Origin of the sequence: Clostridium sp. D5 (assembly GCF_000190355.1) — a bacterium.
GTDB lineage: Bacteria > Bacillota > Clostridia > Lachnospirales > Lachnospiraceae > Faecalicatena > Faecalicatena fissicatena_A.
The window spans coordinates 1,407,850-1,420,510 of record NZ_GL870809.1 but is presented as its reverse complement, the minus strand read 5'-3'; the positions used below and the strand labels follow the sequence as shown (position 1 = coordinate 1,420,510).

Genomic DNA, 12,661 nt, shown 5'->3' with positions numbered 1-12,661 from the left:
GGCTACTTCACATTCAAATGATATTTTCTAAAAATCCGCCGCAATTCTGCAATCTGTTCATCCGATGGAACCCCGAATTTTTTCTGGGTAATTCCTACATGTGCCGCCTTGGCAATACCAAAATCATGATAGGGCAGGAGTTCCACACTTTTAATGCGCTCCCCAAGCCCCGCTAAATACGCCGCCGTATTTTCTGCATTCTCTGCATCGGTATTTACACGCTCTATTACGGGGATTCTTATTTCAATATTGCTGGTTTCAGCAAGTTTCCTGAGATTATCTAAAATCTGCCTGTTACTTTTTCCCGTATACGCCCTGTGCCTGTTTTCATCAAATATCTTACAGTCAATTAAAAACAAATCGGTAAATGTCTGGCTTCTCTGCACGGTCTTCCAGGGCAGATCGAGTGCAGTCTCCATGGCGACATGAATCCCGTTTTTACGGAGCATAACGCAGATTTCCTCCAGCGCTTCCCACTGCAGAAGCGGCTCTCCGCCTGAAAAAGTAACTCCCCCATTGGAGATCTCGTATAAGCGCTGGTCGCGTACCAGCTTCTCATACAATCCGACGGCCGAATACTGCGTCCCGTTCATTTCCAGCGCTTCTGTACAGCAGACTTCTGCACATGCACCACACCTGATGCATTTTTCGGGCTCAAAAAGATGTTTGTTCTCATCGAAGATATGGGCATGGGACGGACAGACGCTCCCGCATGCTCCGCATTGCACACATCGTTCTTTTGCATAGCTGACCGACGCATACAGGGACCACGTCTCCGGGTTATGGCACCATGCACACCGAAGATTACACCCCTGCAAAAATACGGTGGTCCGAATCCCCGGACCGTCGTAGAGTGAAAAGTATTGTATTTGATTCACAGTCATCATCTGCATTCCCGTTCTCCTTACCTCTGTGTACGGCCAATTACTTCATTCTGCATTTCTGCAGTCAGGGTGTGGAAATAAGCACTGTATCCGCATATACGGACTACGATGTTCCTATGTGCCTCGGGATTCTTCTGTGCATCCAGCAAGGCCTGTCTGTTCACCACATTAAAATCCATAACGCTCCCGCCGTTCTCACAGAATGCTCTGATTACACTGGCAAATATCTGCGGCTGCATGGTGTCCTTCACAACAGGAATGTCCATATAAGTGACCGCTCCGCCTGGGAACTCTGTATAATCTAATCTTTTCAGAGCATCCAGCAAAGTTGCAATATTAATATTTTCTGTACTCTCGCTCGGGTTCACACCTCTGGAAAGCCCGATCCCACACTGCCTTCCGTCTGCGGTTGCCCCAGTTGTATCTTTAAACCAGTCATACGAATAAAATGCAAACAACGACGGTTCAAAAAATCCACCCCGGCCATTTGGCTCTCCTCCAAGGCATTCTGCCAGATCATGCATCACATGTTTCCCAAATTCCGTGGCTTCCGCATCACGGCAGAATTTTGGTACCTTATGAAGAAGATACTGCCGCAGGATTTCCTCCTGTTCAAAATTATCGGATAACGCTTCTTTAAGCTTCTCCATAGACACAATCTTCTTATCGAATACTGCCGTCTTAATAGCATACAGTGAATCAATCACTGTACCTGCACCTGCTGCTGCAAAATTGTCCGTGTTATACTCCGCGCCGCCTTCCGAGACATCCATCGCCTTTTCGATACAGGAAGGCATCGTCGCAGAAAAAAACAGGCAGGGATTGATCGTTTTCCACCAGGTTCCGAATTCACGGTATTTCCGCATGAACATGTGCAGCTCACTACAATAGTTTTCCATTACAATCCGGTAGAATTCCTCAAAGGAATCCGCTTCCCATGCCGGAGCAAATGAAAAATCATCGGCTGCAAACACCGGATTCCATTTTTCCGGAAACAGCGATCCATTTAACATCTGGACCAGATTCAGATAAGTATATGCCCGGCTGTTCACTTCATTCGAGAGGCAGATTTCCTGGCATCCCCCCGCCACGTACAGTCTGCAGTCTTCCAGTTTTTTATTTTTCCGGCGGTTTGCTTCGATTATTACATCATCATTAAATATAGAAAGGACATTTAACCCCATTCCTGAAAGTATGCCCAGTCGGTTTAGAAATTCTTCGGGATGTCTCTGCGATACCCTTGCCTGCAGTTTGGGATTGGCAAACTGATATTTCCGGTAACTCTCTATGATCATCACAGTGATATCATTATATATAATCCTGCCCTCTGCATCACAGCCGCCGATGATTATATCTGCATTGGTTCCGCCCGGCAGGTCTGCCTCCAGATCCCATCTTGCATCCGTCATAGACACTAAACAATCCAGCAGTTCCTGTGCTTCCTCCCGGGTCAGAATTCCTTCCTCCATATCCCGTGTGTAGTAAGGCTCCAGAATACGGTCAAGATGCGCAATGACAGCAAAGCCCAGGCCATCCAGTGCATTGCACATTTCCCTTGTAAACCAGACTGCGCAAAGCGCCTCATAGAACGTCTGTGCAGGATAAGCCGGGATGTGCCGCGCCGTATCTGCAATCCGCTTCAGTACAAGACAATGCATCTCGTCCTTTTCTGTCCGGAGCATCTCTTCTGCCTTCTGGGCAAATCTGTCCGCAATTGCCATAAGGCTCTCCAGGACATCTGTCATACACATCAGGAAATCTCTCCGATGTGCGTCTAAACCGTCATCCAGCAGCCTTTTTTCTGCGATTTTTCTAATCCCGATCAGCCCGTACTTCAGCACAGTTTCACAATTCGCATAGTGATGGGCGGCATCCATAAACTGCGGGCCGTTCATCACGCCCCGGCTCCCATAATAGTCACTCCACTCTCCATACTCAGATATAAAATCCGGATACTGCTTCATCAGCCAGCAGCCGATCCCCGGCTGTGGAGGGAAGGTTGCGGTAACGCTGTTCTGCTCCCTTCCGGTATCTATTTCTGCATAGAACGGACAGGAAGGAAACAGAATGACCTCCGCATGTTCTGCGGCAGTCCGGTAAATCCAGGTTTTTTTCTGAAAAGGCGATGCCTCCGGATGCCTGACATTCTGCTCGTCAAGCAGTCTCTCCATATCAGAAACATCGCTGGGGTATTTTGAATATACATCCTTTGCCTCTTTAAAATATTGTTCTTTGTCAAATCGGTATTCCATTCTCTTCATGCCTCCCATCCGGCTTCTCGTATTTCCTTCTTTACGTTTCACACTCCGGATCTGAAAAGTATAAAACCACTTTCAAAGCGGTACGGTCCTGTATTGCCTGAAATCCTTTTTCATATTCAGTAACAGGCAGTCGAAGTGTTATAAATGCATCCGTATTAATCTCATGGTTCATAATTGCCTGAACGACTGGTTTATGTGCCTCTGCTTCTGTTTCCGGAATCGGCCACTGTACATACTGGATGGAAAAATTGCGAAGTTCCGGAATTTTCACCTGGAGTTTCTCTTCATTTTTTAATCCGTACACCGCTATGACCCCGTCATCACAAATGTAGTCCATACACTGATTGATCGTTGCATTGCAGCCAATCGTATCCACACAGAACTCCGCATTCCTCACCAGTTCTTTTTCTGCCCACAGGGCGGTTTCTTTCTCTTTATTACAATAAGCTTTGGCTGCTCCCAGCTTTTTTGCAATATCCAGCTTCTCTTTATGATTTCCCAAAAGATAGATTTCCTGAATCCCCTGCAGCTTACCGCAGACTAAAAATGCGAGCGCCACAGGTCCGTCGCCTATAATCACCATACGTCTGGCATTTGCCGCTCCGATCCTGGCAATTGCGCTGTATGTTTCTTTCAATGTAATAAGAAGGGCGGCATCCTCGGGCTTCATCTCCCTGGGGCACACCTGCTGGGTAATGCCCAATGAGGCATCCGCCACATCTGCATGGTCTCTTTTTATTGCTTCATAGTCCTTAACGATCCCAAACTCGGCAAACCCGCCCCATGCGCTTGCATATTTTCCGCTGTTATGCTGGCCGGCCCGGACTACCCTGTCCCCCACCTTATAAGAGGTCACTTTGGCTCCCACTTTAACAACACGGCCTGCGTCCTCGTGGCCAAGCACCGCCGGATACCGCTCTACTTCATGTATATCGCCATGAATCACACCCAGATCCGTTCCATTGCAGATCATGCAGCACTCTATTTTAACAAGCGCCTCATAATCGCCGATCTCCGGCATCGGAATGTCATCCTTTAAGCATACCTCTTTGTTTCTGGTTACAACTAACCCTTTCATGCCAATCTACCTCCATCATTTTATTCCCGTTGCTGCCACAGACTGCATAAAATATTTTTGGAAAGAAAAGAATAAAATCAACACCGGAATCATTCCGATCACGATCACGCCCATAATCAGATTCCATGTGGGCTGCTTCACAACCGAAGCTCCACATATCGAACTGATTCCCAGTGTCACTGTCCACTTACTTTCGCTCTGTACAACTAACAGCATCCATATCAGATTATTCCATGCTGAAATAAATGTATAAGTCCCAAGCGTTGTCATGCTTGATTTTGTAAGGGGCATCAGTATTCTGGTGAATATCTGAAAATGTGTGGCCCCGTCAATTTTAGCTGCTTCATCTAATTGCTTTGGTATTCCAAAGTAAAACTGTCTCATCAGAAAAGTCCCAAACGGTATGGACCACGCTACCTGTGGTAAAATCATGCCTGCATATGTATCCAGAAGACTCAGCTCCCTGCACAGCAGATAAGACGGAATCAGCCTTACCGTTATCGGTATCATCATTGTTGACAGATACAGAATAAACAGCAGATTTCTTCCCTTAAATTCCAGCCTGGTAAATACATAGGCCGCCATACTGCATAAAAATACCGTCAGAATCGTCACTGCGATTGCCACAACAAAAGAATTGATGAAGCACCTCCTGAAATCAAGAAGCTTCCAAGCTTCAGCAAAATTCCCCCATTGCAGCTGTTCCGGTAAAATTCTCCCCACACTTGTTGCCAGATCCGTATCTGACTTTAAAGATGTAGCTAATATATATAAGAATGGAAAGAAAATTGAAAATCCTAATACGGCAATGATCAGCCAGCAGATGATCTGGCCCGTCACTCCCCTTTTCCATGATTTTGCTATTGCCTGTCTCATAATCTTCCCTCCACGATTAGTCTTTCTCACTTGTCAGTTTAAGCTGCAGAACCGAAATAATAATTGATAACAGGAAAATAAATACTGCCATTGTACAGGAGTATCCCATCTTTAAGGAAGAAAACGCGGTTTTATACAATGTCAGTCCTGTAAGGTATGTACTTGTACCCGGCCCCCCGTTTGTCATCGTATAAACAAGATCAAATTCCTGGAATGTTCCAATCACACACATCAGGATAATATAAGTCAGTACTGGTTTTAGCTGAGGAAGCGTAATGGAGACAAACTTATGCCATGCATTCGCTCCGTCCAGGTCCGCTGCCTCATAAAATTCTTTTGATATTTCCAGCCGCCCGGCTACGACCATGACCATGTAGTATCCGGCCCAGCGCCAGATCGTAACAATAGCCATTGAGACAAGTGCTGTTTTCCCATCCGTCAGCCAGCCGACGGATGGGAGCCCTATTGCATTCAGGAAATTATTGATAACACCATAATTGGTTCCCATCAAATATCTCCATGCAACACCTGTTGCCACAAGTGACAATGCACATGGCAGGAAAAAAACTCCACGCACAAGTTTAGAAATACTCTTATTTTTTTTATTAGCAAATAAAACCAGTTCCGACATTATAATCGCAAAAATTGCAATTGGGGGGACATTCATAAGGATATAGACAACCGTATTGCGCAGGCTTGACCACCAGAGCTTATCATGCACCAGATTCACGTAATTTTCGATTCCGTTAAATACTTTCCCCTTCAGTGGATTCCAGTCGTAGAAAGACATTCTTATGGAATCAAGCATCGGCCAGAACACAAAAAGCGCCAGTAGAATCAATGATGGAAACAAAAAGACCAATGCAATCCCTATATCACTTTTCCTCTTTGTCTGACATTCCTTATTTTTTTTCAAAATGCTGCCTCCTTATATCGTCAGATGAAAAATCTGCCTCTACTGTGTAAGTAATCCATCCAGCTGTTCAACCAGGGAGTCCAATGTTTTCTGAATGTCTGCATCATTGTGCCATATTTCATCAAAAGACTGCCCTATAATGGTCTGCTGGTCTGCAAAAGTGTTTGTAAGATCGATATAACCAGCATATTCCAGTCCTGTGTTATATAACTGCATATCATGTTTTTCATCAAACATTGCCACGGAAAGGTCTGCCTGTGAACGCCTTACCGCAATCTGCGGTGAAGTATTGTCTTTCAAATACATTGCAAGCCCCTCTTCGCTGGTCAGATATTTTACGAATTTTAAAGCTGCATCGTAATTCTCACATGTATTGGAAATACCGATTCCATTCAGGAACAGTACTTCTGACTGTATGCCGTCATTTCCCCTTGGTGCATTCATAACTTTCCAGTTTACGGTATCTTCCAGGTAGGTAGAATTCCAAAGCGCGACACGGCACATTGCAATCTGGCCGGCGTTGAACTTTGTAATTAAAGCATCGTATCCGTCGCCCAGCTTTTCAATAGACGGAATATATCCCTCAGCTACAAGGCTCTGTACCCACTCGAATGCCGTTACAACTGCTTCGCTGTTCCATGCACATGTTCCGTCAGCATTCAGATACTCTCCGCCCGCCTCTGTGATAAGCGGATACATCATATCGATTGAAGATGACAAATCATTAAAAATCGTCGGATATTCAATTCCCAACTTGTCCTTATTTTCATTCAGCAGAGAGCATGCCTCTTCAAATTCCTTCCATGTAAAGCCTTCCTCAGGCACCTCGATACCGCATTCCCGGAACATATCGACATTGTAAACCCATCCGTAGTTGCCGCCGTCCAGGGGAAGCGCATACCACTCATCATCATAGGTGCAATATGTCTTTGCCGCATCCCAGAAATCGTCGAACTTGTACTCCTCATCAGCTTCCAGTTCTTCCGTATCAAACTTCTGCAGCGCCCCTGATTCTGCAAGCAGCTGTGTTGTACCTGTATTACAGTTAATCAAATCCGGCAGGTCCCCTGCCGTTGCCTCCGTAAGTATCTTTGTTGAAAAATCAGAAACTTCTTCGAATTCGATTTTAATATCAGGGTTTTCTTTCTCGAAAGCATCCACCACTTTCTCATATTTATCGTAACTGTCATAACTCTGCCAGGTCAGGACTACTTCTTTCCCGTCCTCGGAACTGTCACTCTTTTTACTCTCCGAACCACTTCCGCATCCGGCAGCCATACCTGCTATCATTACAGCTGTTAATAAGATTGCTATCTTCTTTCTTTTCATACCTAATCCTCCTTACACCTTTTGTAATTTTTTCTTTAATTGCGATATATGTCAACCGGTTTCACATATATTAAACAAACTAAAATTATACTACCATTACACTTTTTATAAGTCAACAATTTAACCTGTTTTCAAATAATATTCTACATATTTAACATTTATTAACCTGTTATTTTGTGAATTATCTCCAAAAGAATTGCAGCGTACACATTCCTGAAATTTGGAGATAATTTCAATTCAACATATTTTTCATTTCTATATTCGTTTATTTTCTTTACTGGTTTTTATTATTTCACTTATTTAATTCTTTTAAATATAGAAAAGCCCCTTTTCGGACAGACAAGTCTAATCTTTCCTTGTCTGTTCAAAAAGGAGCTTTTCATTTTAGTTATCGAACATACTTATTTATTTGTTTCATAGCTTACAGATGAGCTTTCAGATCCTGAATTGCCTCGTCTATTTCTGTCATATCACCGTTTGTCAGGTCTATTTTGCACTTTTGACAAATGTCTGTAAGTGCGGAGTAGATAATGGGATTTCTAGCTTTTATTGTTTTTATTCTGCCGTATTGCTGCGTAAACTGGATGAAGAAGCTCAGGATCACGTCAATCTCCTCATCTTCTGGATCCAGCAGTTCCGCTCTGAGCAGCATTCCGCTTTCTCCGTCCACTACCAGAAACAGCAGCGGGTTTATGGGCCGGTCATATTGATTTTCAATGGTACTGCTGTTCAGATAGAGAAAGTCCATCTGCAGTTCCCCCTCAACATAAGGACATTTCTGCAGCTTTTTCTTTAATATCTCATCGCTGAGTTCTATGATGCTGATTTCCAGATCCGGATCATAGGGAAGGGCATGTATTTCACTTTTCCATCTTTCCTCTTTTTTATTGTAAATACTCCAGAGGTACTCGCCCTGTTCGTAATCCACTGGGATATGATTTTCCTGATAGTCCTGTATGATGGCCAGAAGCCCTTCGAAGACTATCGTCAGTTCCTCAACCTCTTCGGCGTCAGGAATGTACGGGGTATACCTCTTTTTAAAGGACAGGAAGAAAAGCCACTGGCCTCTTCCTCGAAACTTCAGACCAAGATCTTTGATGATCTTTTTCTGCTTCGGGTCTACCTCTTCCCGGTCTCCCCAGTAACAGGTCAGATTATTCTGCTCAAATACGGCATAATCCAGAGGGATTCCCCCGACATCGGCCATCGTCAGCATATCCAGGTCCCGGAGACCATCCTCCCCTTTATAAACACTAATCCCGCAGCAGGAACCTGCCCGCCCCATGATGCTGCAGAAGTAAGGAACCTTTTTTCCCTTCGGACACACGATGATTAAATCCATATCCCAGAAATCTTTCCAGGGTTCCAGAGCCTTTATTTTTCCTGCAGTTTCGTATAATTTTCCCCATGCATTTAAATCAGCTTCTCTTCTCATATATTGTCCTCTTCTATGAATCATGCCTTAATTGCATCTCTCTTTCCTTTATCATATCAGAGGTCATTGAAAATTACTATCCCTCCCGCAAATATGAACCAATTTTTATAACTTTCATATAGTATAGGAGACCGAACTTTTACAGGAGGAATTTTATGAAGAAGCGGATACTTGCCGCACTGCTTGCAGCCGTTATGGTAATGGCTCTGCTTGCCGGCTGCGGTTCACAGAAGGATGACAAGGAAACATCCGGGAAAGCCACATCAGAGACACAGAAAGAGGATGCAGTAAAAGAAATGACAGATGTCACTTTGAATGAGGTAGCGCATTCAATTTTCTACGCACCTATGTACGTAGCTGTGGAAGAAGGTTATTTTGAAGATGAGGGGATCAACCTCGATCTGGTATGCGGTTTTGGTGCGGATAAGACCATGACCGCGGTCCTGTCAGGTGAAGCCGATATCGGCTTTATGGGATCTGAAGCATCGATTTATACCTACAATGAAGGTGCCAACGACTTTGTTGTCAACTTCGCGCAGCTTACACAACGTGCAGGAAATTTCCTGGTTGCCAGGGACGAAATGCCTGATTTTTCATGGGATGATATCAAGGACAGTACTGTACTTGGAGGAAGGAAAGGCGGAATGCCGGAGATGGTCTTCGAGTATATTCTGAAACAGAACGGTATCGATCCGACTGCCGACCTGGAGATCAACCAGAATATTGATTTTGGTTCTACTGCCGCTGCTTTTGCTGAGGGACAGGGCGACTTTACCGTCGAATTTGAACCAGGGGCAACCACACTGGAATCAGAAGGCAAAGGCTTTGTTGTCGCATCTCTCGGTGAAGACAGCGGATATGTACCCTACACGGCTTACAGTGCAAAACAAAGCTTTATTGATAAAAACCCGGATGTGATCCAGGGCTTTGTGAATGCTCTTCAAAAAGGAATGGACTATGTACAGTCTCACACTCCGGAAGAGATCGCAGCAGTCATTGAACCCCAGTTTCCGGAAACCGACCTGGATACGATTACGAAAATTGTAACCAGATATTATGATCAGGATACATGGAAAGATAATCTTGTATTCGAGGAAAGCAGCTTTGATCTGCTGCAGGATATCCTGGAGAGCGCAGGCGAACTGGATACGCGTGCACCTTATGAAGACCTGGTAACTACCAAATTCGCTGAGAATGCAAGTAAATAATTTTGATTGAAATCAGCCAAAAAGGGGGCTGTCTTATGGCAGGCCCCCTTTTAATATAAGGAATACGTATTTTATCCCTCATGCAGAATCATTTCTTGATATCATCTCTATAAGCTGATATTATATGTCTATAAGTATACTTTATTTTTATTATTAATCAGACTTTGGCAGTTACAATTATTATATCTGTTTTAAAATGCCAGGGAATGAACAGGGGGTTAAGATATGTCACAAAATACAATCGGTCACAACATACGGTTATTGCGCAGAAAACACCACATGACGCAGGAACAGGTGGCAAATAAATTATACATGAAACGTCAGACGCTATCTAACTACGAGATAGGCAAACGAATTCCTGATATATATGAAATTATAAAAATTGCAGATCTGTTTGATATATCATTAGACGAACTTGCCGGGCGGGACAGGCGATAGTGTAAACTATTTAGGGCCCAGTCCTTTTTTGATTTTTTTGAGAATCTTAAAATGTCACTCCCTGAACTTTACCTGTCTTTGGCCCCTTTCCCTTTAAAACAAAAAATCCCCATGGAACTTATCCCACTCTGTTCTGGTCATTTCCATGAAGATTTTTCTGTTTTAGTGGTTCCCTGCACACCCGTGTTTGTCTTCTCCGCAGCTGTGGTTTCCGCAGTTGTGTCCCTCGCCGTGATGATGGCTGCACATTACATCTGGATTATATGCCAGCACACCTTTCAGCAATGCCTCTACACTGGCATCTGCATCTCCCGCTGCTCCGGGGTAAAGTTCAATGTTCTCCTCAGCCAGAGCCATACGTGCTCCTCCGCCGATTCCTCCGCAGATTAAAGTCTGTACACCATGCTCCTTCAGAAAACCTGCAAGTGCTCCATGTCCGCTTCCGACAGCACTTACGACTTCTGAGGATTTGATATTGCCCTCTTCCACCTCATACATCTTAAATTCTTCACAATGGCCAAAATGCTGGAATATCTCTCCGTCTTTGTAGGTTACTGCTATTTTCATCCCCATACCTCCTAATGATTTTGTAACAAAATTGTACACCTATTTCCGGCATATGTCAATAACCTATCTGTTTTCCATTCCCACACTTGATTTTCACCTTTTCTTTTTCCATACGAAGCATTCCTATTTTGCGTACACGCACAGCGCTCCTGCCTTTTATATTCCTGCACAGTACTCCTACTTCTTACATTCCCTCTCAGTGCTCTTACATTTTGCACGTTCACACTGCCTGCGGCAGCATCCTGACGCCTTGGGGCACACTTCATATGAACCGCCCCCGATCTTCAGCCGTTTTCCCTCTACCAGCACGTCAGCCAGTTTCTTTCTGGCCGAATCATAGACAGCCTGGATCGTTGTTCTTGCCACATTCATCTGCTGTGCGCACTGCTCCTGTGAATATTCAAGATGATCAATCAGGCGGATCGTCTCATATTCATCCACAGTCATCTCTATAATTTCATCGCATCCCTGGTCGGAAGGAATAAATTCATCCACTTTTGGCATCTGGCATATCCGCCTGCACTTCACCGGTCTTCCCATACAAACCACCTTTCATTCTATCCGCCTGCTGCCCGTGTCCAATAGGACCCGCATACGTCAGAATATAATTATTTTCATTTTCCCGTAAAACTACTCTAAAGAAATATTATACTCTGTGACCAGATATGTCAAATACCCAAACAACAGAGAATTCGTATAATACAGATAATTACACAGCATCATTCCCTGGGTATCCTTTTCATATTCTCAAAACACTCCATTTAAGCAGAATACAAGATCCACACAGCCATTCCCCATCCGCCCGCAAGACCAAAGCCCGCTCCCCAAATCCCGTTTTGGATGACTTCAGCAGGGATTTATGTTATGATTGTCGTGTATGTATTTTGCCGGAATAATGGGATTTTTTCGGCCAATTAAGGAGTGAAACAGGATGTATCGTATTCTTATTATTGAGGATGATTCTGATATTAATCAGATGATATTTGAATATTTGGGCGGGGAGGGCTTCTGCTGCTCTCAGGCTTTTTCGGGAAGTGAGGGGAAGCTGCTTTTTTCAATGAAGGAATTTGATCTGATTATTCTGGATCTGATGCTGCCGGGGATTTCGGGTGAAGAGCTGATTGAGGTCTTTGCGGGGCGGGTTCCGGTGATTGTGCTTTCGGCTAAGAATGGGCTGGACAGTAAGATTGAACTGCTCAAGGCGGGGGCGGATGATTATATATGTAAGCCTTTTGAACTGCAGGAACTGCTGGTGCGCATTCAGGTTCAGCTCCGAAAACGGGGACAGCAGCCGGAGGCAGGGATTGATGAAGGTGTTTTGTCTTATCGGGAGTGGACGATGAATCCTGCCAACCATGAGATGACGGCGGGAGGGATTCCTGTTGAGCTGACGAGTCATGAGTTTTTGATTATGGAATTGTTCCTGCGGAATCCGAAACGGGTGTTCTCAAAGCAGATGATTTATGAATATGCCTGGGGTGAAGAGTATCTGGCTGAGGATAAGACCATTAATGTGCACATCAGTAATATCCGCTCCAAACTGAAAGACAGCGGGACTGATTCTTATATCCAGACGGTCTGGGGATTAGGCTTTAAACTTTCTTAAACTTTTTTGAGCACTTTATGAAACTTTCTCTTTTATAATGATGCCATAAACAAAAAACGCAAA

12 protein-coding genes are annotated in these 12,661 nt (G+C 44.3%); 3 read left to right on the top strand and 9 right to left on the bottom strand.

Annotated elements, in window-relative coordinates:
* Positions 1–2: 2 nt before the first annotated feature.
* The 7 genes from HMPREF0240_RS05950 to HMPREF0240_RS05920 all read right to left on the bottom strand — a co-directional run bounded on the left by HMPREF0240_RS05950 (position 3) and on the right by HMPREF0240_RS05920 (position 8,779).
* On the bottom strand, positions 3–893 hold the full coding sequence (locus tag HMPREF0240_RS05950) for a glycyl-radical enzyme activating protein (protein ID WP_009002540.1): 891 nt from the start codon (positions 891–893) through the stop codon (positions 3–5).
* 11 nt (positions 894–904) lie between these two features.
* Positions 905–3,136 (bottom strand): pyruvate formate lyase family protein, encoded by a 2,232-nt coding sequence (locus tag HMPREF0240_RS05945; RefSeq protein ID WP_148486309.1) that lies wholly within the window; start codon positions 3,134–3,136, stop codon positions 905–907.
* Positions 3,137–3,176: 40 nt separating this feature from the next.
* Positions 3,177–4,223, bottom strand: coding sequence for an alcohol dehydrogenase catalytic domain-containing protein (locus HMPREF0240_RS05940; RefSeq protein WP_009002538.1), 1,047 nt, complete (start codon positions 4,221–4,223; stop codon positions 3,177–3,179).
* A 15-nt stretch (positions 4,224–4,238) separates the two neighbouring features.
* Positions 4,239–5,099, bottom strand: a complete 861-nt coding sequence (locus HMPREF0240_RS05935; RefSeq protein WP_009002537.1) for a carbohydrate ABC transporter permease — start codon at positions 5,097–5,099, stop codon at positions 4,239–4,241.
* A gap of 16 nt (positions 5,100–5,115) precedes the next feature.
* Positions 5,116–6,015: a sugar ABC transporter permease gene (locus HMPREF0240_RS05930; protein ID WP_009002536.1), complete on the bottom strand. Its 900-nt coding sequence runs from the start codon at positions 6,013–6,015 to the stop codon at positions 5,116–5,118.
* 39 nt (positions 6,016–6,054) lie between these two features.
* The gene (locus HMPREF0240_RS05925; RefSeq protein WP_035312439.1) at positions 6,055–7,344 is read right to left on the bottom strand and encodes a sugar ABC transporter substrate-binding protein; all 1,290 of its coding nucleotides are present in this window, start codon (positions 7,342–7,344) and stop codon (positions 6,055–6,057) included.
* 421 nt (positions 7,345–7,765) lie between these two features.
* Complete coding sequence (locus tag HMPREF0240_RS05920) at positions 7,766–8,779, bottom strand: hypothetical protein (RefSeq protein WP_009002534.1); 1,014 nt, start codon at positions 8,777–8,779, stop codon at positions 7,766–7,768.
* 155 nt (positions 8,780–8,934) lie between these two features.
* Between HMPREF0240_RS05920 and HMPREF0240_RS05915 the strand changes: the two genes are divergently transcribed.
* Together HMPREF0240_RS05915 and HMPREF0240_RS05910 are read left to right on the top strand one after the other, a co-directional pair.
* Positions 8,935–9,987: an ABC transporter substrate-binding protein gene (locus HMPREF0240_RS05915; RefSeq protein WP_009002533.1), complete on the top strand. Its 1,053-nt coding sequence runs from the start codon at positions 8,935–8,937 to the stop codon at positions 9,985–9,987.
* Between the two features lie 225 nt (positions 9,988–10,212).
* The gene (locus HMPREF0240_RS05910; RefSeq protein WP_009002532.1) at positions 10,213–10,425 is read left to right on the top strand and encodes a helix-turn-helix transcriptional regulator; all 213 of its coding nucleotides are present in this window, start codon (positions 10,213–10,215) and stop codon (positions 10,423–10,425) included.
* Positions 10,426–10,587: 162 nt separating this feature from the next.
* Here the strand turns inward: HMPREF0240_RS05910 and HMPREF0240_RS05905 are convergent, their stop codons facing one another.
* Both HMPREF0240_RS05905 and HMPREF0240_RS05900 read right to left on the bottom strand, forming a co-directional pair.
* Complete coding sequence (locus HMPREF0240_RS05905; protein WP_009002531.1) at positions 10,588–10,992, bottom strand: NifB/NifX family molybdenum-iron cluster-binding protein; 405 nt, start codon at positions 10,990–10,992, stop codon at positions 10,588–10,590.
* Positions 10,993–11,169: 177 nt separating this feature from the next.
* A complete protein-coding gene (locus tag HMPREF0240_RS05900; protein WP_009002530.1) occupies positions 11,170–11,532 on the bottom strand; it encodes a DUF134 domain-containing protein in 363 nt (120 codons plus the stop codon).
* Between the two features lie 391 nt (positions 11,533–11,923).
* Here HMPREF0240_RS05900 and HMPREF0240_RS05895 point away from each other — a divergent pair, with 391 nt between their 5' ends.
* Positions 11,924–12,598 carry a response regulator transcription factor gene (locus HMPREF0240_RS05895; RefSeq protein WP_009002529.1) on the top strand — a complete coding sequence of 225 codons (675 nt, stop codon included), beginning with the start codon at positions 11,924–11,926 and terminating at the stop codon, positions 12,596–12,598.
* Positions 12,599–12,661 lie beyond the last annotated feature (63 nt).